The sequence below is a fragment of the Paenibacillus wulumuqiensis genome (assembly GCF_000971965.1).
Lineage (GTDB): Bacteria > Bacillota > Bacilli > Paenibacillales > Paenibacillaceae > Saccharibacillus > Saccharibacillus wulumuqiensis.
Genome location: NZ_LAQP01000004.1, coordinates 126499 through 152577, shown reverse-complemented (window position 1 = coordinate 152577; position 26079 = coordinate 126499). Strand labels below are relative to the sequence as shown.

The following is a 26079-nucleotide window of genomic DNA, read 5'->3' as shown; positions in this document are numbered from 1 at the left end:
CCCCTCCTATTATCCGAGCTTCGCCAGGTCGTTCGTTAGCCGTGTAAGGAACGCCTGATAATCCTGCTCGTTATTGATGATGACCTGCTCGATAACTACCGAACCCTTACCACTCTTACCGCTACGGTAGTCGGCCGCTTCCCCTTTCGTCAGGACCGTTTCGTCCTTATGCAGGTTCGCCTTATAGCCGTTATACGGAACCTTATCGAGACCGCCCGCGTGAGAACCGTATTTGACCCAGTTTACGCCGTTCCCAATCGCGTCACCTACGCTATCAAGAGCGGATTCCCACTTCGATTTAGGAGCACCGCCGGTACCCAGCGTAGTCTGGCCGAGCACTGGTTTTCCGTCTGGCGTATTATTGAGCTTATTCTGCGAAGCGATAACGTTAGCTCCGTACTGGGCGCCGCCGATGCCTGAACCTCCGATAGCTGCGAGCGGGTTAAAGTTTTCCTTGATCGCCTGCATCATACCGGCCACAATGGCGCCACCGACCTGTAATCCGACCTTACCTAACGTAGGAGCAGCATCTTTCAGTACGCCACCGACAAACGTTGCAATCTTCTCGGTAGCCTTAGTAAGCTTCGCCTTTCCTTCTTCGTTGTACCACTTCGAAAAGGTAGCGGAAAGGTCCTTAAATACGAAGTCAATCTTAGCGCTCAGTGTCTTCGCGTTTTTGTACGCTGGATTGTTTCGTATCTTTTCCATCCAATCCGTGACACCCTTACCGACCGATTCCATTTCCTTTTTGACCTGGGGAGCAGCTCCGGCAAACATGTCAGCAAGGCCGAGAGAAACTTCTTTAATCGCAGGCATCATCGGAGTCAGCGCCGAAATCTGGAACGTCTCAAAAGCACCGGACAACTGCTCGACCGCACCTTTAGCGTTATTTAACTTGGCTTTTGCAACCTCAAGCGCTGTCGGTCCTTCCTTGACCTGTTTCAGGAACTTCGCTACGCCTTCCGCGCCTTCCTTCGCGAAGATAGTCGCAGCACGGACGGCATCCGATCCGAACAGATCTCGGAAGAGTGCTCCCCTGTCTTGCTTCGTCATGTTCTTCGTTGTGTCGTTCAGGATACCCGCGATGGACGTCAGGTCCTTAAGATTACCGGCAGCATCGAAGAATTTATTATTCGTGCCGTTGACGGTCCAACCGAGTTCATCGAACAGGATGCGCGTTTTCTTGGTCATCGGCTGCAGATTCGCGAGCATCGTTTTCAGGGATGTACCGCCATCGGATGCAGACAGACCGTTGTTAGCGAAGATACCGACCGAAGCGGCCGTCTCCTTAAACGTCATGCCGAGCGATCCTGCAACGGAACCGACGGCAGCAATACCGTATTTAAGCTCGTTTACGCCCGTTGCAGAAGCGTTCGCTGTTGATGCGAGGATATTCGCTGCGTCTGCCGCGCTCATGCCGTCCTGCTTAAACGCATTCATTGCGATAGACATTACGGAAGCTGCATCCGCAACTTCGATACTGCCCGCTGCAGCGAGGTTCAAAGCCGCTTCAAGTCCGCCGCCCATAACCTGTTTTGCAGAGAGGCCCGCCTTAATCAGCTCCTCCATACCTTGAGCCGCTTCGAGAGCGGAGTACGAGGTTTTTGCGCCCATTTCAAGCGCCAGCGCCGTTAGTTTATCGTAGTTGGCCGACCCTTTTGCGAGGCTCTTGTCGAGCGCAGCTACGGAGTCGATTTGTGCTTCGAAGTCCATCGCTTTCGACATAGAGTCCCCTAGCAATTGAGCGGCACCTTGCGCAGTACCGAGCGCCCCTGCGATACCGATACCCGCGAGACCGAGACCGGCACCCGCTGCGGTGAATTTACTAATCGTACCCATCGCGCCCCGTAACGGACTCGACATACGGTCGACCAAACGTAGCGTACCCCGAATATCAAATGACACGGTTACCAGCCTCCTCTCGCGTTAAGTTCACGGAATGCCTCGGCGTTCTCTTTATCACGCTGCTGCGATTCTTTTATTTCCGGTTCCAACGCAACCATCATCGAAGCGAATAAGAACGCTTTATGCCGCGGATCGAGCGCGTAAACTTCGTGGGGCGGGATATGATGACGCTGGAATATCTCGTGAAGGATATACGCCTCACCACCCGCCCGGATTAGTTTTTTGCGTCTTCTACCGGATCAGACTGGCCGTATCCGGATAGTTTCATAATCTTCTCTTCCAAGTGAGATCGTTCGCCCATCAGCAAGGACTTTTCTACGCAGTCCGCGGCATCCTCTGCGCCATAATGCGCCAGCAGATCCTTATTGCCGAAGTCGGGTTCCAGTGTAGTTGCCGCGATGATCAGGTTCGTTAGTACACGTTCGTCCACTTTACCGGGACCAATAGTTGCACGCTGGCGAGCTCTTTCCATATCCTGCGTGGTAACCGGACGAATTTTAAGGCTCGTACCCAACCGCTCCATATAAACCTCGCCAGTTACGTCCTTACTTGCTCCGAGCAGTGCTTCCAGTGCTTTACTCATATATGTTCAACCTCCGATAGTTTTTTTTTTGGTTTAAGTAAAAAGAAAAGAGGACCCGAAGGCCCTCCGTATTAACCCTCGCCGCGCAGAGATTCGAGGACTTCGTAACCGCTAAACAAGAACGTAAGCTCCTGGTCTACGATCTCGCCGACCTCGTACTGAACAACGGGAATCTTATCGAAAGTAACGTTCATTAATCGAACGCGGTAGGCACCGAAGGATTCCGGATCAGCCAGAGTTACAATCAATTGCGTAGTGAAGGGCGAGCTTTTATCGTCCGTTACCTGCGCCATTTTTTCGATCCATTCCGAAGTAATCATGTAGCTGCCGATGGTACCGGAGCCTTTGAGACCGGTAACTTTGTTCCCCATCCAGCGCGTACCGGATCGTTTGACGTCCGCGAATGTGATTTCGATATTCGCTTCGATCTTGTACACGTTGTTCAACCAGTTACCGTTTTCGTCGATAGTCTTGCCGAACGTACCGGAGATGGTACGCTGGGCGTTAAGTGGTCCAGTCATGGGATACCCCTCCTTATACGTTGATGGTCAAGAAGATACGTTCCATCGAATCCACTTCCACGTAGGAAATGACGAGGAATACCTTATCGCCGATAGACTTGTTTTCCGGATCGAGAACGACGGAAGGCGCATTCAGAACGCCGTTATTAGCCAGCAATTCCAGATACGCCTTCACCGCTACGATCAACGTTGCCTGACCGTCCGCGTCGTTATTCAATTTACCGATGTAGCTATCCTCCGCTGTCTGCGAGATGTCCGTTAGGATCGCCTGACGCGCTCGGATGCTTCGGGTTTTATGCTTGTCCGTCATGAGTCCCTGAACAACTTTGACTCTTACGCCGTCGTTCTTGAACACGATAGAACCAGCGCTCAGAGCAGCGTCAATCTGCGTCTTTGTCAAGCGCAGCGTAACGTCATCTGCCGGTACCTGGGCGTAAGTGATTGCGCGATTGATTGCCGTACCTGCGATCAGACCGGCCAACCATGGCGCAAACTTACCGGAGCTGTAGGAAACGCCCTCGATAATAACGCCGGTCGTCAGATTCGCGATATTCTGGTCCGAGTTCAGATTCGTACGAGCGATACCTGCCGCTGGGTCGGCGTCCTCCGCTGCAGTGCCCCCGATGACCACAACGAAGTGTTTACCTTCGGTACGGTTTCGAGCGACCCACGTTTTCGTAGCGGCTCGTTCTGACGCGCTGGACTCTCCGTCAAATGCGAAAACATTGAACGGGCGTGCTTCGAAAGCATTACGCATATTGATGTATGCGTCAGCGTCTGGCGTAGTAGGCATCGTATATACGAGAACCTCTTTTGCTCCGCCCTGCAGCGCCAGCAGAATCGACTTAACGTTCGCTGTTCCGAAGGTATCGACCGCCTGTTTCTCGTTCTCAATCGTATAAAACGACTGGGCCTGCGCCTTGCTGCCGTAAGTCAACAGCGGAATAGCGACGATGCCGCGAGCGCCTCCGGTAATTTGAGCAGATGCGGCTTCTACGTAATTAGCGTATAGGCCGGGTTGAATCGGTAGGGACGTTGGATCAAACGTTCCGCCTGCCATGTGAGTTCCTCCTTTTATTTAGGGCTACGTGGCCGAATTTCGATCCGGCTTACGATAACCTCTCCGACTTTCTCCGGCGTAGGAAGGTCGCGTTTCTCACGAACGGATGTCCGAAGAATACCGACTGTGCCGTATAGTTTGCTTCCGGTCAGCTCCGGGTTCGCGAAGTTAAAACCTTCGAAGCGGATGCCTTCTGCAGGGATGGATATCTGGCTATATATCTTTGAAGAAATGGCATCCATAACCGGTAGAGCTTCCTCTGCATACTCCGTGAAATAGATGATCTGGTAATCCCGGTCCACAACAAACCACGAACCTGTTTCAAGTTCGCGGCTGTCCGATACCATCCGAATAACGAATGTGTTTGGCGTGGGCTTTTCCGGCGTTGTCTGCTTCTCGAAAGTAGCGGTCGGGTACATCGTTTTGAGTAGGGATTCAATGGCGAGGATATTCGTAATGACTGACATTACAGACCCCTCCGTTTGATTTCGGATTTGATAGAAGCTTCGATATCCTTGCGGAATTTGTCTTCGACCTGTTCGCCGGACTTATCGATAAAGCGGGGAATAGTCCCGGAGGTGGTCGGATTTTTAAAGGACTCACCGTGCCGGGTCGGATAAACATCGTGGATGTACGTAGCGTAGTCGAAGCGTCTGCGGCCTCTCGTAGTGACGGCAGTTACCGAAAGCTCACCGACTACCTGGTCGCCTTGCTTTTTCGTTTCGGCCGTAATGTTGCGGCGTAGGTTACCGGTCTTAAGCGGAGCAAGATCCGTAGCCCGGCGTTTCCACTCGTCGAGAGCGTCTTCCATGCCGCGCTTCGATCCGTCCTCTACAGCGTCCTCAAGCTTACGGCCGTATCCCCGTAGGAATTTACCGACCACTCTCCGGAAGAACGGAGCACCGCGGCCGAGATCGAACTTGATACTGTTATTTGCCATTACAGGTTGACCTCCGTGATTAGTACTCGCCCGGACAAGTGACGTCGGGGCTGAATCGCGATAGGCTTAAGACGGATCGTCTCGCCCAGTTCGTTCGTAAACGAAATCACGTCGTCATAGCGGATGTCCGGCATCTTATCGAATAAAAGCGTCAGAGAGGAAACGGCTTCCTCTCCGAACTGGTTCTTTACGAGCTTCATTTGCTCGGATGCTCGAACCTTATAAGGCACGTCTACGCCCGGACCTGCGTGACCCCAGCCGGTTGTTTGCCCGCTGGATTTGCTGACGATAACGGCCTGCTTTAACGGAATGATTGCCACGTTACATCACCGTCCATTTAACGGATTTTCGCGTCAGATTCACGTCGTTTTCATTGCCGATCAGGTCGAGCGCTGTCTGCGGAATAAACTTACGAAGAGAGTCATACGGCATTGTCGTACTGCCCTCTTTATTGTTCAAGCTGAATACGCCGGTCAGACCGAAAGACGCGATACCTTGGCGCTGCAGACGTCCCGTATCGTTATAGAGAATCGCCAAGGTATTAGCGAACTCGTAAACGGCGTTATCCGGAATAATATACTTCCGGTAGTACTGATTTAGCGTCCGAGCAGCCACGTTCAGGTATCGTGTTTTGGTTGCTTCTTCGGCAGCCTGCCAGTCTTCTACGTCGATACAATTTTCGTTAACATAAACGTCCGCTTCCGGAATAGTCACTGTCATAGGTCGGCTCCTTACTCCGCTGCTGCGGCTTTCCTACGGCCGCGTTTTGGGGCCGGTGCTTCTGCTTCCTCCGGATCGGCCGCAATTTCTTCCGTTTCTTCTTCCGCCTCCTCTGCGTCTTCTTCGACCAGGGTAGCGTCAGCAACACGACCGAGTACCTCGTCCTGTTCCAGCGTGCTAGTTACGAATACTCCGTCCATGAACTTGTACTCGCGGCCCTCTACGTAAAAGCTAAGTTCCTTGTATCGCGATGTGTATTTTGCCATCGTTCGTTACACCTCCGTATAAAGTAGAAAAAGGCCCACCGCAGTTACGCGGCAGGCCCGGAATAGAACGGCCGAGCTTACGCCAGACCTTTGATGCGAGAGTGCGCTTGTTCTTGGTGCAGTTCAAGCGTGTACTCACCGACGATCATACCTTGGTAGTAGTCGCCTCTCTTACCCAGGTACTCATGACCGAACTCGCGGCCATTCAGTGCGTGGATTTGAGTACGGTTCTTGTCGATGATCATCAGCTCGTCGGCGTTCAGGTTGTTATTAATGCTAACTGGGAACTCGCCGAAATCAGTAATCAGACGACTAACTACAGTACCGCGACGTTGATCGTCGGAGTCGATGTTAATCAGGTTTTTATCGAACGTACCTACAGCACGTTTTTGCTTCGCCGGCACGATAACCTCAAAGTTACCGCCGGTAGCAAAGCCGCCTTTTTCGTAGATCGCTTGCAGGGAATCGTTCAGAATGTTCAGAGACAGCGCAGCACCTGCAGCGTCCTTCACATTCGTTTGGATCATCGAACGAAGACCCGCCATCTGGCGAATGTTACCGTTCTCGTTCTTGATACCGCCGATCATGGCTTTTTCCAGTTGCAGGGAAAGCTCCTGGATTTTCTTCGCTTTCTCGTACTCATACAGATCCGTAATTCCGTATTGAGCAACCGCGGCAGCCGTACCGGAAACTTCTACGGTATCATCGAAAATCTGCGTCAGGTTGGACTTACGTACGCGCTTCTTGCTGCGAGCAGAACGAGCGTCGGCACCCTCTACGCCCTCTACGTACAAGAACTCGATAGTAGAGCCGTCAGTCACCGCAGCCGGAGTCGTACCTGCGTAACCACGAGAGACAGTCAGCGTTTTTGTACCTTCGTTAATCGCCGTAACCTTAACGAGTTCTTCGCCCACTTGCGAGATTGCGCCAACGCGGAAGGGTTCGGTACTCGCAACAACCATCGTAGTGGCTGCGTTAGTTACTGCGCCCGCTACCGTAGTCTCCTGCGCGAACATTGTATCTTCGAACCAGTTATGTTCTACGGCCGCGATTGGGTTCGCAAAACCGAGCATAGAAAGCAGCGGAGTCGTGTGCGGGTTCAGCAGTAGCATTTGATCCGTAACGGACTCGCGTTTACCGATCAGGTCGGCGCCAAAAATTTGTGTCATGTGTGGTATCCCCTTTTAGTTGGTTTATAGGAAATAAAAAAGACGCCCGTTAGGACGTCCGTTACATACCGAGTTCGCGTTTGAGTTTCGTATATTGCATCAGCGCTTGAGGTGTCGGATTTTTCCGAACGATCTCAGCCGCTTCATTAAGGCGCTGTTCCTTCGTCTTATCACCCTTCGGCGCAGGACCTCCGGAAGGACCACCGATTGGGTCCGCTTGTTTCGGTTGAGCCAGCAGCCAAGACTTCGAGGCGACTAGCGCTTTAACCGCATCCTCTACACCGACCACATTGCCGTCAGAATCAACGGACACGCCGGATAGATCCGCTAGGACCAGGGCATCGGGTAAGGCGTCAGGGCGAATATTGAGGTCGCGAGCTACGGCTTTAAACTCGGCGTTGATAAGGCGTGTATTTGCAGATTGGACAGCCTGGTCACGAGCGCGCTCTGCTTCTTCGGCACGTTGTAGCGCCTCTTTAGCTGCCGCCTCCTGCTTTTCTGTCTCGGTAAGTTCCGCTTCTTCTCGCGCTTTCTTGTCTGCCAGGAGCTGCTCAAGCTGCGATTTCATATCGTCATAGTCTGCGAACTTCTTTTGTTCACGGGAAAGACGATCCTTTACAATTTGGTCGAGGTCTTCCTGCGTGAATGTACGAGGTGGTTCGGGATTAGGGTCCGGGTTTGGATTCGGATCGGGATTGCCGCCGCTTCCGCCTTCGCCGCCTTTGTCCTCGCTAAAAAGTGGTGACATTCTAAAAAGATACTTACTCATAATCCTCCCTGTCCGCGTTTACCCGCTGCGTAGCGCATGGTCTCCGTCAATTTAAGGCATGACGTCAGCCTATCGAGCTGTCATTTCGGAGATATCCGTTTATTCGGCTCACTCTATGGGCCGCGAAAGAGGCTCCGAAGTAACCTAACGACCTAAACTTTACGCAAATCCGCTACATCTACGTCGACAATTCCGGTGGACATATGAATCCGGAGACTAAAACGGAGTTGATTCGTGTTCGCCGGGACGGTAAAGGTCGGCGTCCGTAGAATTAACTGGCCGGTCGGTGTGTAATTCAGATCCGGCGCTGCAGATTCGTGGAACATACCGAAATACGTTCCGAGCGAAGTACCCACGCCGCCGGTAACGGATCGGCAGTCTACGCCGAACTCGATAGACTTCGTAACGACCGAGGATGCGTCTATTTCGAGCGCAATCTGCCCGTATACTTTGTCTCCCGCTGCAAATCCGGTAGAGACGTCCTGGTACAGGTACGCATTCCCCGTAGCCGTGCCGCCGCTGATCGTCAGACGTTGGCGCTGACCCATCCGGAGGGACCGATTAACTTTACTCGCTACAACGGTAGCGCTCGAATATGCGGCGCCGATCCAGTTTGCCGCAATATCACCAGTGATAGATGCGTTGGCCGCTGTTCCGCCGGTACCGCTGAACGTGGCATTCTTGAGCATGTTACCGGGATCAATATTGCTATATGCCAGCGTCGTCGGCTGCAGTTTGATGTGCTTACGGAGTTCGTCCGCCAGCAAACGGCCCATACGAGAGGCACCGCCCGGTGCCGGATGCGTACCGTCTACCGTCATGCCTGTTACGGGACCGAGCGAAGCCGGATCGAGATACGCAGAACCGCCGTCTACGAGAATAATGTTCGGACTTACTCTCGCATAGTCCTTAATGAGGCGGTTCAGTTCGAAGTACATTGCGTTCTGCGTGTCCGTAGTCCAGGAGTTAGACGCCGGAAGGGTCAACGCGATAACGGTAACGCCCGCGTTCGTCAGAGCGTCGTAAATCGCTCGGATATTCGCAAAGGTTCCGGCTGCCGTGGTATTCTTCGTAGCCTGCTGCGAGATATCATTCACGCCCGCAAGTACGAAGCAATAGGACGGCTTGTCTACGTTGATAACGTCACCGACACGTTTGAGGATCTCGTCCGAACGCTGTCCGGAAACGCCGTAGTTACCGGTGAACTCGAAAGCCTGACCGAGATACGCGTTAGCCCATACGAAATAGCCGCGATCAGAAAAATGAGTCGCGACGTTATTTTGGAACGTTATGGAGTCTCCGAGGATTTTAGCGGTGGAGACCGGAGGTGCGGCCAGCTTCGCCATGTTCTGCGCTTTACGAGCGGACCGTCTTGCGGATACGTCACGCATTACAGGTTACCTCCCTCGGGTACGCGAACATATCCGCGATACGGAGAAGTGGCCGTAATTTTGATTCGGTCAAATGGGTCCAGCCTTTCGTCGAAAAAGTCGCCGGGCGCGATGGTGACGGAGAATGATTTGCCGACCGTGACCGTTACATTACTTGAACCATCATTGTAAAGAACCAAGTACGAAGCGCGTTCAGGTAGGTTTACTGATTTGTCAGCGGTTCCGCTGATGGGATAGCGTGCGATGGGATCTCTCATGGGTTAGCCTCCTTGGGGGTTTCGAATCGGGGAAATTGTGTGTCGACACCGAGGATGAAATATTTCACGTGTAGGAAGATCGCCGATATACGGATAGTCGCCGGGCGCATCCGCTACCAGTTTTACGATCCGTCCTTCCCAGTTCCGGCACATATCTTTCGCGCCATGACTGGAAATTATTCCGTAATACACCTCCCGTTCCAGAGCGTCGTTAATCGTTGCCTGCCGCGCGGTCTCCGCCATTTTCGTTTGTACGAGCATTTCGACGTAGACTTCCGGCTTCCACCGGCGGCCTGCAGCGTCAACGATTCCGGTATCTAAAGCGACACCTGCAGTACGACGTAATCGGGCGAGTACGTCCTGCGCAATTGATCCGCTAGTATTTACGCCTTGAGAAAAGTTGCTGCGTAACGACTCCGCGAGTGTCTGCTGAATAACGAGCTTCATACGGCGATCCATATTGTTCGTAACCTGCAGCACGTCGGCGTTTGTCTGCTGAATCATTAAGGCCAGCATTTCCCGATTGGGCTTATTGAGTTTCGCCTTGTCCGCAGCTTCGAGCAGGGACCGCGCTTCCTTTAGGTCGAACATGGATTTAGCTACGCCGTCCTTCGCTGCCTTCGTCAGGTTATCGCGGACCCATATGTCGGACTCTTTGCGGAGTTCCTTTAAGACGCGGTCGGACTCTTGCTGCGCTGCCTTCGCATCTGCTGCGGTAACCTTGCCGCGCCCGAATAAACGGGACACGGCGCTACCGAGCGAGCTTTTAGCGGACTTGAATAAACCGACGATCTTATTGATCGGATTCATCTACGGGGTCCTCCTCGTTAAAGATCGAAGCGTCTACCGTACCGAGCGTCCGGTCATCGTCCTCCGTGATCCGGCGGAGCATTTCCGCAGCCTGGGCGTCAGACAGTCCGTCCATTTCCTTAATAGCGTCCATGACGGATTGCGTAGCTTTACCGCCGGTCCGGATTTGTGCTACTTCTGCAGCTTCCTTATCGTCACGCGGCAGACCATCGCGCCATTCGATCTTAGGGTAGACCGCCTCGTAAGGTTCGAAGCCTTCAACGCCCTGATTGGCGAACAGTTCGAGTTCCTGCGCCTTATAGAGAGCGTCACGAAGCGCCCGGTCTACGTGAGTACGAATACGCTTGACCTTGGATAGGATCGGCATAAAGCGCGCCTTGATCGCACCCACGTCCGTATGAGACGTACCGGTACCGCCCTTATCCGAGGCTAATGTCGTACCGAACAGCCATTGTGGAGTTTCGGACATTTGGTAAACGATACCGAGCAGTAGATCGAGCTCTCTAAAAGCAGATTCGAGCTGACCTTCCCACACCATATAGCCCGGCGTGACGTCATTACTTTCCAGCGGAATGTATTTGCCGCCCCAGCGCGCCGTATCTCCGTCGTCAATATCCGGACCGTAGGCGGTCGGATCGGCGTGTTTCCATAGGATGTAGTCGATCTGTACCAGGCGCTCGTTAATCGCGCTCAATACAGACTCTACTTTTTCGATACCGCTGATTCCGGACCAGTGCTCGTCCGTCGTTTTGTACGGGATGTGGTCGATAAGAAGACGGCTTGTTCCGGTCGGTACGATATCTTGATGGCGGCCGGTAGCAACCTGTTCGCCAATCTTGTACGTAGAGATCGGGACGTCATACGAAGTGTCCACGCCGGAATTAAAGAGCTCGTAACGTTCGTAGATGATGTAGCCGGGGATATGGCGTTCTACGTTGAGGTACGGTTTGTCCGTATACTGCAGGCCGCGAGTAAATAAGCTCGTAATCATATCCGTACGTTCGATTTCCCACTCTACCCACGCGATATTGATCGCTTTAAAGCGCTTCTTTGATCCGCGGGACAGTTCCGGAAATACAATAGAGGGGTCAACCGGCTCGATGATCGGCTCTAAGTCTTGCGGTGGCGGTGTAAGCCCCAGCTCTAGCGTTTCAGATATGTCAGCCCGCGGCGCATAGTACGTCTTGATAAACGAGTCTCCTCGAATACCGGCACCGACTACGGCCTCGTGGATCAATTGCGTTAGGTCGTTTTCCTCTGCGATAGAGTCGACGCGCTCCTGAACGACCGATCCGTGGTCCTTTCCGCTGGAATAGGACGGTGCCTCTCCGACCATTAGGTCCGCAGGCTTCGTCAGTAGTAAATCCATCAGGTTAACCGCAATAAACAGCGTCTTAAGCTGGCTCGCGTGAGGGCTATCTTTTAGCAAAGAAGACGCCCGGTCGTAAATCTCGGCGTGACGGCCTTCGAAAATAGTCCGGCCGCGTTCGTACTTAGCCAGACGAGGGATCTCTACGTCAGGAGGATACGCCGCCCCAGGATAAAACAGCTTTTTCTCCTTAATGTTGTAAAATTCCGTCATGTATTCCGCTCCTTCGTTATCTGATCCGACCCGAGGGTCGTTCACCTGCTAACCTCTCCGCCTTGACGAGCGGCCTTGCGTAATAAGAGGAGCGTCATCTATGTATTTATTTGACCGTGATATTAGCGTCGTAGAGCTCGTTTTGTCTTAGAACGACAAATAGCCCCCGTCCGCAGGTAAAGCGCCTAGTTGCAGGCGAAATACAAGCGAAACGAGGGCGTTATCCTTCTTAGAAACCGGCGGGCTTGTTCCGGATCTTCTTCCGACCAGATTTCGAAATACTATTCGCCATTTCGAGGGCGTCCGGACCGTCATCGTGTGTAGCGTTCGGGAACATTTCGAATTGTTCGAGTAATAGGGCGTGCTTCTTCGTAAACTGAATGGCTCCGGCCTCGATATCCGGAAGCATCGCCTCGATACGCAGCTCCTTACGGGACTTCTGCTTAATCTCGCGAATACGCGTTGACGTTGGGAACCCGGCTGCCCGGAGCGCCTCCTTCAACATATCCGCAAAGAACTCCTGCGCTGCCTGCGTCTCTACCGCGACCCCGTCCGGCTGATACCGTAATACGTAGTCTACGATCTTCGTAATGAAGGCGTCCGGCTTGATACGTTCGAGGAACATATCGAGTACGAACTTTGTGCCGGTCTTTTTATGTCGGGCGAGGACGGCAATTGCGGAGTAGTCGCCGCGCTGCTTACCCATGGCGAAGTCAATACCGAAGAATATTTCGAAATCACCGGACGGTCGCGGATAACTTCCGAGTAGGTCGGCGTATTTCCCACCGTCCCAATACGTGAATTTCTCCGGATTGAAGATCATAGATTCCTCGTCAATCGGATTGTTCATATACTCGGTATTGAACGCCTTGCTACCGTTATCCCACTTCCAGGTCATCAACTTCCATATCGGCTGCGCTTCCGGCCACAATACAACAGCGCCGCGGTCCATTTCTTCGCGATTATCTTCGTAAAATGCCTTAGCGTCGGCGGCTCGATGATCCCGTTCCCGATCCGTATAGATTTGGCGGCATTCCTCCCATAAATCCATACGCTCCGGCCATTCGATAATAGCTCGATATACCTTCGAGCGGAAATCGGCGCGCTTATATAAGACTTCGATTAACAGCGCCTCATGGTGGACGGTAGTTCCCATATATACGAGCGCCGTACGTTTACCTTTCGGGTCGCCCAGCGGCATGACGGATTGACTGAACCAACTACGCATCTTCTCACGTTGTTCCGGAGTCGCTGCGTTAGTCTTTACGTCTTCCAGATCGTCACATACGAGTAAATCCGGTCGTACACCGTTCCAGTTACGACCACGAAGCGCCTGACCGGTTGATGCCGCCTGCAGCAGTGCAAGCATTTTTGGCGCACCCGATTCCGTAGGTTCCCAGGCGATAAACTCCGAGCTGTTATCCCGAATATTTTCGTGAGGCTTTTGAGAAAGTAACGGACCGAAGTCCCGACGCAGCTTTTCGTTATACTTTAATTGATTACTGATCCAATCGAGGTTGGCGCTGGCGACCGTCGGCGTCTCCGAAATGATAATTCCGTACTTACGTTTACGGTAGCAGACTTCCCGCAGAGGAAACGCCTTTGATAAATACGTTGATTTAGCGTGTGAACGGGGCGCCGCCACCGCTACCTTAGCGTTTACCTCTACGTTACTGACATCGTCCATAATCTCGGCGATTTCACGGTGAAAGAACGGCGCTTCCGATAGGTCTTGGATATCGAAGCCGTCCCAGTTACCCGGATTTCCCGGATTACGTGCCTCGCTGAAATATTCGAAAGCGAACGCGATAAGATCCTCTTCACATTCGCTAATCCGTTCCAACCGGTCCAGCTCGTCCATAGCTGCAGCGATCTCCGCCAAGTCATCCGGGTCCAGTTCGGACATATCGGCGTCCTGCAGGCTATCCGCAAGGTCCGCAAGGTCCGCGACCACTTCGTCACGGGCAGACCGGTCGATCCATTTATCCGTAATCCATGCCATAGCAGAAATTCCTCCTTTAGGGTTCCGCTATGTATCCTTTGAATTAGGCCATTTGGTAACGCCGGAGTATAAAGAGACCGAGAAGCAGCTACGGACTTATTTCGAAGCAAAAAAAAAGGACGCAACTCCGTTAGAGTGCGCCCAAATGTCGTATGTATTTTCGTATGCTTTAACGGAACAGTTCGAGAATGCTTGCGTAAAGTAGGGAATACGATATATGATAGTACTATGCGTTCGGGGAAAGTTTTGCGTATCGTAGTATCTTTCGGTGAATTTACGTACATAACGAGGAAAAGACGTACCCCTCTCGTACAGGGTTACGTCTTGAAATCCGCGCCACTACGGGCTTTTAATACGGTATGCCGAGGACGGGGGTCGAACCCGTACGGTAGTCACCTACCGCAGGATTTTAAGTCCTGTGCGTCTGCCAATTCCGCCACCCCGGCAAGTTAAGGTCAAGTGAGCTGTGTTACTCAGGTGTATGAATACTTATCATTAATTGCTATGTAGTATATCATCTCATGATATGAACCTGCGCGTTTCAGTCACCAACATATAATATAATAATTTTGAAATTCTGTAAAGCATAAATTTTTAGAACCTTTTTCTTCTCCATTTTGCGTCTTTCGGATACTCTTTTACAGCCGCCAAATGAACGGCTATTTTGCTAACAAAATGATTCAGCGCCTCCTACAATGGTTTATTTCGATAACATAGCTTTCTTTATTCTTATCCGCTCATTAAAGCTGTACAGTTTCCCTTTTAATTCCGTTCACTACCCATAGACGATACAGAAAGGATGAATGACAATGAACAATCCAGATGAATATAAAGATTCCCATAAAGAACGCGGCGCAGGTGTGGATCCTGTTCCCGAGCCCGATCCAAATAACGACCGTTCCGCTCAGGACCTGCTGGAAGAAGCAGTCGGCGAAGCGGTAAACAAGGTACGTGAAGACTTTACGGATAAAGATGATGAAACAGACAAAGACAAGCCTTCCCGCATTTAGGATTCAGGCAGGGTCGTCTCTCACTTCATTATCTAAACTCCCACTATAATGACAGCAGCTTATCGATGAGGTACCATGTATCCTGTTTATTTTCCAGGAGATAGGTTCTGGAAAAAGGCCGCTGATTCAAGGAGGTGGCCCCATATGAAATTTCTGTTGATTATCGTTGTTATTGTACTGCTGGTTATACTTTTCAAGAGACGCGGCAGGCGTTAATCGGTTAACCTTTTGATGCATAATAAAAAGGACCGTCCATCATGTCAGCAATTGACGATGGACAGTCCTTTTTTAGTATGGGCCCAGAGGGACTCGAACCCCCGACCAACCGGTTATGAGCCGGTAGCTCTAACCAACTGAGCTATAGGCCCTTGTGACCAAAAAGAGCGTTCTCTTCTGGTGCATCAAGTAAACAGCGACTTAATTAATATACCGCATCTCATTTATCGCTGTCAATATTTTTTCACAACCGCTGACAGATATGTATAAGACCTGGTGAAGCTGCAAGCAAGCGTTCACCAGGCGTTAGTAGACAATTTCAGCTTACTTCAGCTTATTTACTTGCCAAATGCAGCCGGGTCTTCTCTCCAGGAATGCAGCAGAGCGAGATCGTCCGGCTGTATTTTGCCCATCTCTACAGCTTTATCGATCAGTGCCGTATAGTTGGACAGCGTCTGCAGCGGCAGATTGGCAGCGGCAAAAGCCTGAACGGCTTTATCCAGCTGATAGCTGAAAATCGCCAGTACGGCCAGCGGATCGGCACCTGCTTCACGTACCGCTTCAGCCGCTTTGATCGAGCTGCCTCCAGTGGAGATCAGATCTTCGATTACAATCACTTTCTGGCCTTCCTTGATCAGTCCTTCGATCTGGTTCTGCTTGCCATGTCCTTTGGCTTTGTCGCGAATATAGGCCATCGGCAAATCCAGCTTCTGGGCCACCCAGGCAGCATGTGGAATCCCGGCTGTCGCTGTACCGGCGATTACTTCCGTATCCGGGTACTGCTCGCGAATGATCATGGCAAATGCATCTGCAATCTGATCGCGGATGTATGGATAGGACATAGTCAGCCGGTTATCGCAGTAGATCGGCGACTTGATACCGGACGTCCAGGTAAAAGGCTCCTGCGGACGAAGCGCTACCGCTTCAATCTGCAGCAAGGCTGCGGCAATATGAGCCGGAATCTCTTCAATCGTTAACATGGACACTCATCTCCTCTATGATTTGTTCTGCAGATTGTCTTGGGTCTTTGGCGCCGGTAATCGGGCGGCCTACGACCAGGTAGTCATTGCCTGCTGCCATCGCTTGTCCCGGTGTCATAATCCGGCTCTGATCGCCTGCATCGCTGCCTGCCGGCCGTACTCCCGGTGTGACTGTAATAAAGGAATGCCCGCACATCTGCTTGATCGCAGGACCTTCCAGCGGTGAGGATACTACTCCGTCCAGTCCGCTTTCCCGGGCCATCTGGGCATAACGTACGACGGTGTCTTCCACTTTGCCGGGAATGCCGATATCCTGATTCATGGTTTCCTGCGACGTGCTGGTCAGCTGTGTTACGGCGATCAACAGCGGACGCTGCAGGCTGGAATCTTCCTGCAGTGCTTGCTCCATACCGGCTGCAGCCGCTGCCATCATCTGGCGTCCACCGGCAGCATGCACATTGAACATGTCGACACCCAGACGGGTGATGCTATGTGCACCGCCTTTGACAGTGTTGGGAATATCGTGCATTTTCAGATCGAGAAAGACGGAATAGCCTCTCGATTTCAGCTCACGGATAAAGTCCGGACCTGCCGTGTAGAACAGCTGCATGCCTACTTTCATATAACAGGGGATGCCTTCAAGCTGCGTAATCAGCTGACCCGCTTCTGCTGCGTTCGGATAATCCAGTGCAATGATCAGCCGCCGGGCAGCGCTATGTAGAGCCTGGTTCATTGTTCCACTCCCTTTTTCCTGTTACTTTTACATCCTACTTGTGTAACTATACCTCTGTTCTCTGCTTATATGCACATATGCGCACACAAATGACGGCGGACACGTGAATGGTCCGCCGCACAAGTGGCTCATCATCATTTAGCTCAGGATTGTCTCCTGGTCTTCCAGCTGGCCGACAACGGCCTGGATATCCAGACTCTCTTTGCTTTGCTGCTTCTCCTTGCTCAAAGAAGGCATTGCATAAGACGAGAAGTTGATCGTATCCAGCATGGTCAGCAGCGCTTCAACGGTATCCAGAGACGTCATACATACGACGCCATTCTCTACCGCTTCACGGCGGATACGGAATCCGTCACGCTCCGGTGTTTTGCCTTTGGTCAATGTGTTGACCACGAAGTTCGCCTGTCCGCTGCGAATCAGATCCAGGATGTTCGGCGTACCTTCGGACAGCTTGTTGACAACGGTTACCGGGATATTGGCTGCTTTTAGTGCATCGGCTGTACCGCCGGTGGCAATGATTTTGTAACCGAGACGGTAGAAGCCTTTGAGCAGGCGAACCGCTTCATCTTTGTCTTTGTCCGCTACGGTAGCGATCAGGGCGCCAGTGGATGGTATTTTCATACCAGCACCGATCAGTCCTTTGTACAGTGCTTTGGCATAGAGCAGATCGCGTCCCATCACTTCACCTGTAGATTTCATCTCCGGTCCGAGTGTCGGTTCGACGCGGCGCAGCTTGGCAAAGGAGAATACCGGCACTTTGACAGAGACATGGTCGCTCTCCGGCCACATGCCTTCCTCATATCCGAGATCCGCCAGCTTGCGTCCCAGAATCGCTTGCGTCGCTACATTGGCCATCGGGATATTGGTGACTTTGCTCAGGAATGGTACGGTACGGGAGGAGCGCGGGTTCACTTCAATCACGTACACTTCATTCTGGTAAATAACGAATTGGATGTTAAGCAGGCCGATCGTTTTCAGTTCCTTGGCAATGCGAATCGTGATGTTGACGATCTTTTCCTTGAGCTCTGCAGACAGATGCTGCGGCGGGTAGACTGCGATGGAGTCACCGGAGTGAACGCCTGCACGTTCCACATGTTCCATAATACCCGGTACCACAACGGTATCGCCGTCACAGATGGCATCCACTTCAACTTCCTTGCCGAGCATATAACGGTCGATCAGTACCGGGTGCTCCGGATTGACCTTGACGGCTTCCACCATGTAGCGCAGCAGTTCTTCGTCAGAGTATACAATCTCCATGGCACGTCCGCCGAGTACGTAGGATGGGCGTACCAGTACCGGATAACCGAGCTTCTGCGCGGTTTCTACCGCTTCATCCACAGACAGCACGGTGCTGCCCTGCGGCTGGGCGATATTGAGGCGGGACAGCAGTGCTTCGAACTTTTTGCGGTCTTCCGCTTCATCGATACTTTCCAGGCTCGTTCCGAGAATTTTGACGCCTGCTTTTTGCAATGGTGCAGCCAGATTGATCGCTGTCTGTCCACCAAACTGTACGATTACGCCTACCGGCTGTTCCTGCTCAATGACATTCATGACATCCTCGAAGAAAAGAGGCTCGAAGTACAGTCTGTCCGATGTGTTAAAGTCAGTCGATACAGTCTCAGGGTTGTTATTGATAATGACCGCTTCATAACCGGCTTCCTGGATTGCCCATACCGCATGAACGGTAGAGTAATCGAACTCAATCCCCTGTCCGATACGGATCGGTCCCGAACCGAGTACAACGATTTTCTCCTTGGTAGCCGGAGTCACTTCATTCTCGGTCTCGAATGTGGAATAGTAGTATGGCGTTGTCGCTTCGAACTCGGCAGCGCAGGTGTCTACCATTTTGAAGACAGGCATCATGCCGTTTTCTTTACGATAGGCACGGATGGCATGTTCATTGTTAAATTTGTCATCCGGTTTGTTCTGGCTGCGCAGTTCGGCGATTGAGCGGTCGGTGAATCCAAGCCGCTTCGCTGTATACAGCGTCTCATCGGTCAGTTCGTCTTCCATCGTAATGACAGATTCATAAGCGACGATACGCTCAATCTTGTCGAGGAACCACCAGTCGATATTGGTCAGCTCCTGAATTTGATCGAGGCTGTATCCGCGGCGGAATGCTTCGGCGACAAGGAACAGACGCTCATCATCCGCCTTGGTCAGGCGCTCATCCAGCTTGCTGTCTTCGAGGTCGGCAGCATCTTTGAGATGCAGACGGTGAACACCGATTTCCAGCGAGCGGACCGCTTTGTGAATCGCTTCTTCAAATGTACGGCCAATCGCCATTACTTCGCCGGTTGCTTTCATCTGGGTACCCAGCTTGCGGTTGGCACCGGTGAATTTGTCAAATGGCCAGCGTGGAATTTTGGCTACGATATAATCCAGTGTCGGCTCAAAGCAAGCATACGTCTGGCCGGTAACCGGGTTCATGAGCTCGTCCAGTGTATATCCAAGCGCAATCTTGGCAGCCATTTTGGCGATCGGGTAGCCTGTTGCTTTGGAAGCGAGCGCCGATGAGCGGCTGACACGCGGGTTCACTTCGATGACATAGTATTGGTAGCTCTGCGGATCCAGTGCGAACTGTACGTTACATCCGCCTTCGATATTCAGGGCACGAATGATTTTCAGGGATGCGGAGCGCAGCATCTGGTACTCGCGGTCAGACAGCGTCTGGCTCGGTGCTACGACGATACTGTCACCGGTATGAACGCCTACCGGGTCAAAGTTCTCCATATTACATACAACGATACAGTTATCGTTGGCGTCACGCATTACTTCGTACTCGACTTCTTTCATGCCGGCGATACTTTTCTCTACGAGACATTGTCCGATCGGGCTGTAGCGCAGTCCTGCCGCTACCGTCTCGCGCAGTTCTTCTTCGTCAACGCAGATTCCGCCGCCTGTACCGCCCAGCGTGTAGGCCGGACGAACGATGATGGGATAGCCGATCTCATTGGCAAACACGATCGATTCTTCCAGTGTGGTTACAATCGTGCTGTCCGGAACCGGCTGCTCCAGTTCGCGCATCAGGTCACGGAACAGGTCGCGGTCTTCCGCTTTTTCAATCGAGTTCAGCTGGGTGCCGAGCAGTTTGACATTTTCGCTCTCCAGTACACCGGCGCGTGCCAGCTCTACCGCCATATTCAGACCGGTCTGGCCGCCGAGTGTCGGCAGCAGTCCATCCGGACGTTCCTGGCGGATAATCTGTGTTACAAATTCCAGTGTGATCGGCTCGATGTATACTTTGTCCGCCATATTCGTATCAGTCATAATAGTGGCCGGGTTGCTGTTGATCAGCACCACCTCCACGCCTTCTTCTTTCAGGGCCTGGCAGGCCTGTGTGCCTGCGTAGTCAAACTCGGCTGCCTGACCAATAACGATTGGCCCGGAACCTATAACGAGTATTTTTTTGAGATCTTTGTTTATCGGCATACTTAGCGAGCTCCTTTCACAGCGGCCATCATCTCAGCCTGACGTGTTTTCTTGGGGTTTTGCTGCTTATGTTCACGGATCATTTCCAGGAACTGATCGAACAGATAACTGTTATCAAATGGACCAGGCGCTGCTTCCGGATGGTACTGTACCGAGAATGCCGGGTATTTGCTGTGCTTCAAACCTTCAATCGTCTTATCGTTATTGTTGATATGGGTCACTTCCAGGTCGGTGCCATTGATGGACTCTTCCTTCACTGTATAACCATGATTCTGGGAAGTGATATAGCAGCGGCCTGTGCTCAGATCCTTGACCGGATGGTTACCACCGCGGTGTCCGAATTTGAGCTTCTCGGTGTCGGCGCCGCAGGCAAGTGCGAACAGCTGATGTCCTAGACAGATCCCGAAGATCGGGTACTCACCGAGCAGTTCGGCAATCACGCCGGCTGCATGCATCACATCTTTGGGGTCTCCAGGGCCGTTGGACAGCTGAATACCGTCGGGATGCAGGCGGCGAATCTGTTCTGCCGTCGTATCCTGAGGAACCACCACCACGTCGCAGCCGCGCTGTGTCAGTTCACGCATAATGCCGCTCTTGGCGCCGTAATCGATCAGTACGATCCGTTCCTTGGCACCGGGACTGCTGTAAATATGACGGGTCGAAGTCTGGCTGACCTGGTCAATCGACGAGCTGGTCGCCTGCAGACGCTCCATCAGTTCTTCCGTAGACAGTGCAGCTGTCGTCAGAATGCCCCGCAGGGTACCCTGATGACGAATGCGACGGGTCAGCATCCGTGTATCGATATCGCTAATGCCGATGATGCCGTATTCCCGCAGCAGTTCATCAATCGTATATTGGGCGCGCCAGTTGCTGGGAACAGGCTCATGCCGGCGGACGACAAATCCATTAATATACGGGCGGACCGATTCAAAGTCATCGCGGTTAATTCCGTAATTCCCGATTAGCGGATATGTCATCGTAACGATCTGTCCGCAATAGGATGGGTCGGACAGCACTTCCTGGTAACCGGTAATCCCGGTGTTGAATACAACCTCACCTGTCGTTTCACCTTCCGCTCCGAAACTCTGGCCGGTAAATAAGGTTCCGTCTTCCAATAACAATTTTGCCTGCATTCCGATTCACTCCTCTGTCTATCCTGAAAGTTATTTGGGACGGGTATGAAGCTCATACACCGTGTTCTTTATGCTCTATGAATAATTATATCACATTATAGTATATTTATGCACTAGGAGTTGTAACTTCCTGTGACCACACGACTTGACCGTCTACGATCGTCATGATCGGCCAGCCTTGCAGCTCCCATCCAGTAAATGGTGTATTCTTTCCTTTGGAAGCAAATGTCGACGGATCAACCGTGCGTTGTTCTTCCAGATCAATCAATGTCAGATCAGCAGGCGCGTTCTCTTCCAGTCGTCCGCTTTCCAGCCGGAATACTCTTGCCGGATCAGCCGTCATGCGCTGTACGAGCATTTCCAGAGACCAGCGTCCGGTCTTGACGAACTTCGTATACAGCAGCGGGAAAGCCGTCTCGAATCCGGTAATTCCGAAAGGTGCCAGCTCCATGCCTTTGGCTTTTTCCTCGGCACTGTGCGGTGCGTGGTCGGTAACGATCATATCGAGCGTACCGTCTTCCAGTGCGGCGATGCAGGCTTCTACATCACGCGGCGAGCGCAACGGCGGGTTCATTTTCCAGTTGGCATCCAGACCCGGGATATCTTCATTCGACAGAATCAGGTGATGCGGGCATACCTCGGCAGTAACGTTGATGCCGATCGATTTGGCCATACGGATCAACCGGATGGACTGTTCGGTGCTGACATGGCACACATGGTAATGAACACCGGTAGCTTCCGCCAGCAGAATATCGCGACCGACATGGATTGCTTCCGACTCGTTCGGGATGCCTTTGAGACCGTGCTTGCGGGCAAATTCGCCTTCGGCTACAGGAGCGCCGACAACCAGTGAATCATCCTCGCAGTGCGCAATTACGGGCATGTCGAGTGAGGCCGCCAGCTTCATGGCGTCCTTCATCATCTGTGCATTTTGTACACCGACACCATCGTCGGTAAATCCGATCGCTCCAGCCTGCTTGAGTGCAGCAAAATCGGTCAGCTCGCGGCCAAGCTCATTATACGTAATCGCTGCATACGGCAGCACTTTGACACCGTTCGCTTGTGCGGCTTTGTCCAGCACCAGCTGTACCACTTCCGGCTTGTCGGTCACCGGCTTGGTATTTGGCATGCAGGCGATTGTCGTGAATCCGCCTTTAGCTGCAGCCTGTGTTCCTGTAGCTATTGTTTCTTTATGTTCAAAGCCCGGTTCGCGCAGATGCACATGCATATCGATCAGCCCGGGAGTGAGCAGCTTGCCGGAAGCATCAATTTCTGTGATCTCAGAGCTGCCACCGTGGGAAGCTTTGATTTCATCGACAGAAGTGGTTCCGGAGAAAATATGTTTGATACGACCGGATTCTACCCATACATGAGTATTCTCGAGCTGTCCCTGTCCGTTCAGTACGCTTGCATTGGTTATGAAAAGTGTCATGATTACCCTCCGAAATGGGCTTCAGCTATCCATCATTTCCGGATAGATCCGCCGGTTTATTTTCGGTATCCGCTCTGTCGGTCCTATTCTCCTACAGACGCGGATACCTGATATGAATTCAGTCATTCCGTACTGTATGATTTAGTTACGCAGAGCTCGTTCGATGACAGACATACGTACCGGTACGCCATTTTGCATCTGGGTAAAGATTTTGGATTGGGCACTTTCGACCAGTGCATCGTCAATTTCGACGTTGCGGTTCACTGGAGCCGGATGCATAATGATTGCATGTTTTTTCATTTTGGCTGCCCGTTCTTCAGTCAGTCCGTATTGAAGTCGGTAATCTTCAGCCGACTTGAGCATGCCTGTTGCATGGCGCTCCAGCTGCACCCGCAGCATCATGACCACATCCGCCTGCAGCGCTTCTTCCATACCAATATAGTGGGCATCCGGCAGGTCGTCAGCTTTCATATTATCGGGTGCACAGAAGCTTACTTTGGCGCCCAGCGCATTCAATGCCCAGTAGTTCGAGCGGGCGACCCGGCTGTGCAGAATATCGCCGACGATCGCTACATGCAACCCTTTGACCGAACCGAAGTGGCTGCGCATTGTATACAGATCAAGTAAAGCCTGTGTCGGGTGTTCGTTGTTACCATCCCCCGCGTTAATGAGCGGCACGCCTACTTTGGCAGCCAGCTCCTGGAGTACACCGGCAGGTTTGAGGCGGATAATGCCCGCGTCGATGCCCATGCTCTCCAGTGTACGTACCGTATCATAGATCGACTCACCCTTTTCCACACTGGAAGCGGCGGCCGTAAAGTTCAGTACTTCCGCACCCAGACGCTTCTCGGCCATTTCAAAAGAGAAGCGGGTACGCGTGCTGTTCTCAAAAAACATATTCGCGACAAATTTGGATTGGAGTACAGATACCTGTTTTTCCGTATGAGCGTCCCAGTAAGCCGCCCGGTCCAGAATCGATGTCAGTTCGTGTGCACTCATGCCCTTGAGACCGAGAAGACTGCGCTGATGCAATGTAGGTGCTGCCATGATCATACAGTCACCTCCCGATGCTGCATAATGTTGACCTGATCGCTGCCATCCACTTCGCTCAAGCGTACTTCAATTTCTTCCAGCTTGGAGGTAGGTACATTTTTACCGATATAATCCGGACGGATCGGCAGTTCCCGGTGTCCGCGATCGGCGAGTACCGCCAGCTGAATCTGCTTTGGTCTGCCGCAGTCCATCAGGGCATCCATCGCTGCGCGGATCGTTCTGCCGGTGTAGAGTACGTCATCGAACAGAATAACTTTCTTGTCGCTGATGCTCAGATTTTCCGGTGTCAGCATCATCTGTTCTGTCAGTCCGGCCTGCTCTTCCTTGCGGTCGTCCCGGTAGCCTGTAATATCAAGCTCGCCATAAGGAACAGGCGTACCTTCGATCTCCTCAATGCGTTCTGCCATCCGTCTTGCCAAATAGACACCGCGTGTGCGGATACCTACGATAATACAATCTTCAATCCCTTTATTTTTCTCAAGAATCTCGTGTGCAATACGGGTAAGAGCACGGCGGATTGCCGTCTCGTCCATGATAATGTGCGTATCCATCGTCATGATTTATAGCCTCCTCAGGTTTGTGGTTCGTACACCTAAGGCCCCGTGGTTAACATGCTGGCTGCAGATGATGTACCCGAGTCTACCTGTAGCCGTCTGGATGCAGGGTATAAAAAAGACTCCCTGCCCCAAAACGGCAAGGAGTCTCGAGTCATCGACCGCAGTCATGACTGTCATACTCAGACGCACTGCAACCTCACCGCTCCATCAGAGGGTGTACTTACAGTGAACATCATTCACGTTACCTTGCCAGTCTCACGGGACTGAATTAAAGGTGCTTATTCATCTGCATTGAATTATGACAGAAAGAATGAGGCATGTCAACCTCCATATTTATCATCGCAAGTCAGATATGTATAGTATGCATTTTTTATGCATATTTATCTGAGCAATGAATAGTTGTCCCTCTGCTTCTCATTTACCGGTGAAGTCGTATTGTCAGTAAAAATAAAAGCCTGCCACCCTGAACGGAATGACAGACTTTTGAGATATTGTATTAGAGCATCCAATTCATCCTATTTCCTGATAAAGGACGGGATTAGCGATTGCGCAGAGCATGCAATTCCTGTTCCATATCTTCCGGAATAGGTGCTTCAAACTCCATATATTCTCCCGTAGTCGGATGCTCAAAGCCAAGAATAGCGGCATGAAGTGCCTGACCTTGGACAAAGGAAGCTTTGGCACGGACACGTCCATACATCGGATCACCCACCAATGGATGCTCGATAAACTTCATATGCACACGGATCTGGTGTGTACGGCCGGTCTCCAGACGAAGCTCGGCTACAGTGAAATCGCCAAACCGCTCGGTAACCGCAAAATGGGTAACCGCACGCTTGCCGTTTTTCTCTGTCACCGTGAACATCTTGCGGTTCTGGGAAGCGCGTCCGATCGGTGCATCAATCGTTCCGTGATCATGCTCGATATTGCCATGTACGAGCGCAATATATTTGCGTGTTACGGTATGGTTCTTGAGCTGTGCAGACAGGGACGCATGGGCCTTGTCATTTTTGGCAGCCATCAGCAGGCCGCTCGTGTCCTTGTCGATTCGATGTACAATCCCCGGACGCAGTTCACCATTAATGCCGGACAAGTCCGTGCAATGGTACATCAGTGCATTAACGAGCGTACCGGAGGAATGACCGGCTGCCGGGTGAACGACCATACCGCGCGCCTTGTTCACGACGATTACATCAGCATCCTCGTATACAATGTTGAGTGGAATATTTTCCGGCTCGATCTCTACAGCCGACAGATCAGGTACACGTACGACGACCTGCTCGCCTTCCGCCAGTTTGCGGTTGGCTTTGACCGGCTGGTCGTTAATGGTGACATGGCCGCCGGTAATCCACTGCTGTACCTGGGAACGGGAAATGCCTTCCGGCAGACGGTCGGCAATATATTTATCCACACGTGCTTTGGCTTCGTCTGCAGTCACGGTCCATTCCAGCAGCTCTGTTCCTGCTTCCTCGCCGTCTTCCAGTATATCGTCCATCTCTGCGGTTACTTCCAATGTATCCATCTCTTCTACAGATTCCAGGCTCTCAGCCTGATT

Annotated in this window: 25 protein-coding genes and 2 tRNA genes; 1 reads left to right on the top strand and 26 read right to left on the bottom strand. The window is 52.1% G+C overall.

Annotated features, from left to right (window positions below; translation table 11 throughout):
• Positions 1-9: 9 nt before the first annotated feature.
• The 17 genes from WH45_RS22875 to WH45_RS12570 all read right to left on the bottom strand — a co-directional run bounded on the left by WH45_RS22875 (position 10) and on the right by WH45_RS12570 (position 14421).
• Positions 10-1905, bottom strand: coding sequence for a phage tail tape measure protein (locus WH45_RS22875; protein WP_052723763.1), 1896 nt, complete (start codon positions 1903-1905; stop codon positions 10-12).
• Positions 1906-2119: 214 nt separating this feature from the next.
• Positions 2120-2488: a phage tail assembly chaperone gene (locus WH45_RS12645; RefSeq protein ID WP_046214785.1), complete on the bottom strand. Its 369-nt coding sequence runs from the start codon at positions 2486-2488 to the stop codon at positions 2120-2122.
• A gap of 71 nt (positions 2489-2559) precedes the next feature.
• Positions 2560-3009 carry a phage tail tube protein gene (locus tag WH45_RS12640; protein ID WP_046214784.1) on the bottom strand — a complete coding sequence of 150 codons (450 nt, stop codon included), beginning with the start codon at positions 3007-3009 and terminating at the stop codon, positions 2560-2562.
• 13 nt (positions 3010-3022) lie between these two features.
• Positions 3023-4069, bottom strand: a complete 1047-nt coding sequence (locus WH45_RS12635; RefSeq protein WP_046214783.1) for a phage tail sheath subtilisin-like domain-containing protein — start codon at positions 4067-4069, stop codon at positions 3023-3025.
• Between the two features lie 14 nt (positions 4070-4083).
• Positions 4084-4536: a hypothetical protein gene (locus tag WH45_RS22870; protein WP_052723762.1), complete on the bottom strand. Its 453-nt coding sequence runs from the start codon at positions 4534-4536 to the stop codon at positions 4084-4086.
• A complete protein-coding gene (locus WH45_RS12625; protein WP_052723761.1) occupies positions 4536-5009 on the bottom strand; it encodes an HK97 gp10 family phage protein in 474 nt (157 codons plus the stop codon). Before WH45_RS12625 ends, WH45_RS22870 begins: the two co-directional genes overlap by 1 nt.
• The gene (locus WH45_RS12620) at positions 5009-5329 is read right to left on the bottom strand and encodes a hypothetical protein (RefSeq protein ID WP_046214782.1); all 321 of its coding nucleotides are present in this window, start codon (positions 5327-5329) and stop codon (positions 5009-5011) included. Before WH45_RS12620 ends, WH45_RS12625 begins: the two co-directional genes overlap by 1 nt.
• 1 nt (position 5330) lies before the next feature.
• Positions 5331-5729: a hypothetical protein gene (locus WH45_RS12615; RefSeq protein ID WP_046214781.1), complete on the bottom strand. Its 399-nt coding sequence runs from the start codon at positions 5727-5729 to the stop codon at positions 5331-5333.
• An 11-nt stretch (positions 5730-5740) separates the two neighbouring features.
• A complete protein-coding gene (locus tag WH45_RS12610; protein WP_046214780.1) occupies positions 5741-5995 on the bottom strand; it encodes a hypothetical protein in 255 nt (84 codons plus the stop codon).
• Between the two features lie 77 nt (positions 5996-6072).
• Positions 6073-7164 carry an SU10 major capsid protein gene (locus WH45_RS12605; RefSeq protein ID WP_046214779.1) on the bottom strand — a complete coding sequence of 364 codons (1092 nt, stop codon included), beginning with the start codon at positions 7162-7164 and terminating at the stop codon, positions 6073-6075.
• A gap of 61 nt (positions 7165-7225) precedes the next feature.
• On the bottom strand, positions 7226-7933 hold the full coding sequence (locus WH45_RS12600) for a phage scaffolding protein (RefSeq protein WP_052723760.1): 708 nt from the start codon (positions 7931-7933) through the stop codon (positions 7226-7228).
• 152 nt (positions 7934-8085) lie between these two features.
• Complete coding sequence (locus tag WH45_RS12595) at positions 8086-9279, bottom strand: SGNH/GDSL hydrolase family protein (protein ID WP_235338380.1); 1194 nt, start codon at positions 9277-9279, stop codon at positions 8086-8088.
• A gap of 44 nt (positions 9280-9323) precedes the next feature.
• A complete protein-coding gene (locus tag WH45_RS12590; RefSeq protein WP_046214777.1) occupies positions 9324-9581 on the bottom strand; it encodes a hypothetical protein in 258 nt (85 codons plus the stop codon).
• 3 nt (positions 9582-9584) lie between these two features.
• Positions 9585-10391, bottom strand: coding sequence for a phage minor capsid protein (locus WH45_RS12585; RefSeq protein ID WP_046214776.1), 807 nt, complete (start codon positions 10389-10391; stop codon positions 9585-9587).
• On the bottom strand, positions 10375-11973 hold the full coding sequence (locus tag WH45_RS12580; RefSeq protein WP_046214775.1) for a phage portal protein: 1599 nt from the start codon (positions 11971-11973) through the stop codon (positions 10375-10377). Before WH45_RS12580 ends, WH45_RS12585 begins: the two co-directional genes overlap by 17 nt.
• A 229-nt stretch (positions 11974-12202) precedes the next feature.
• A complete protein-coding gene (gene terL, locus WH45_RS12575; RefSeq protein WP_324292934.1) occupies positions 12203-13975 on the bottom strand; it encodes a phage terminase large subunit in 1773 nt (590 codons plus the stop codon).
• A 360-nt stretch (positions 13976-14335) separates the two neighbouring features.
• Positions 14336-14421: transfer RNA gene (locus WH45_RS12570), tRNA-Leu, on the bottom strand.
• 363 nt (positions 14422-14784) lie between these two features.
• Between WH45_RS12570 and WH45_RS12565 the strand changes: the two genes are divergently transcribed.
• Positions 14785-14985, top strand: coding sequence for a hypothetical protein (locus tag WH45_RS12565; protein WP_046214774.1), 201 nt, complete (start codon positions 14785-14787; stop codon positions 14983-14985).
• 294 nt (positions 14986-15279) lie between these two features.
• Here the strand turns inward: WH45_RS12565 and WH45_RS12560 are convergent.
• From WH45_RS12560 to WH45_RS12520, 9 genes are all read right to left on the bottom strand, one after another.
• A tRNA-Ile gene (locus WH45_RS12560) sits at positions 15280-15353 on the bottom strand.
• A gap of 186 nt (positions 15354-15539) precedes the next feature.
• Positions 15540-16181, bottom strand: coding sequence for an orotate phosphoribosyltransferase (gene pyrE, locus WH45_RS12555; RefSeq protein WP_046214773.1), 642 nt, complete (start codon positions 16179-16181; stop codon positions 15540-15542).
• Positions 16168-16914 (bottom strand): orotidine-5'-phosphate decarboxylase, encoded by a 747-nt coding sequence (gene pyrF / locus WH45_RS12550; RefSeq protein ID WP_046214772.1) that lies wholly within the window; start codon positions 16912-16914, stop codon positions 16168-16170. The genes pyrE and pyrF overlap by 14 nt, the downstream gene beginning before the upstream one ends.
• A 138-nt stretch (positions 16915-17052) precedes the next feature.
• Positions 17053-20349 (bottom strand): carbamoyl-phosphate synthase large subunit, encoded by a 3297-nt coding sequence (gene carB, locus WH45_RS12545; RefSeq protein WP_046214771.1) that lies wholly within the window; start codon positions 20347-20349, stop codon positions 17053-17055.
• A gap of 2 nt (positions 20350-20351) precedes the next feature.
• Positions 20352-21482: a glutamine-hydrolyzing carbamoyl-phosphate synthase small subunit gene (gene carA / locus WH45_RS12540; protein ID WP_046214770.1), complete on the bottom strand. Its 1131-nt coding sequence runs from the start codon at positions 21480-21482 to the stop codon at positions 20352-20354.
• 106 nt (positions 21483-21588) lie between these two features.
• Positions 21589-22914: a dihydroorotase gene (locus WH45_RS12535; protein ID WP_046214769.1), complete on the bottom strand. Its 1326-nt coding sequence runs from the start codon at positions 22912-22914 to the stop codon at positions 21589-21591.
• Positions 22915-23055: 141 nt separating this feature from the next.
• On the bottom strand, positions 23056-23967 hold the full coding sequence (locus tag WH45_RS12530; protein ID WP_046214768.1) for an aspartate carbamoyltransferase catalytic subunit: 912 nt from the start codon (positions 23965-23967) through the stop codon (positions 23056-23058).
• On the bottom strand, positions 23964-24524 hold the full coding sequence (gene pyrR / locus WH45_RS12525) for a bifunctional pyr operon transcriptional regulator/uracil phosphoribosyltransferase PyrR (protein ID WP_046214767.1): 561 nt from the start codon (positions 24522-24524) through the stop codon (positions 23964-23966). Before pyrR ends, WH45_RS12530 begins: the two co-directional genes overlap by 4 nt.
• A gap of 538 nt (positions 24525-25062) precedes the next feature.
• Complete coding sequence (locus WH45_RS12520) at positions 25063-26019, bottom strand: RluA family pseudouridine synthase (RefSeq protein WP_046215148.1); 957 nt, start codon at positions 26017-26019, stop codon at positions 25063-25065.
• Positions 26020-26079: the final 60 nt, after the last annotated feature.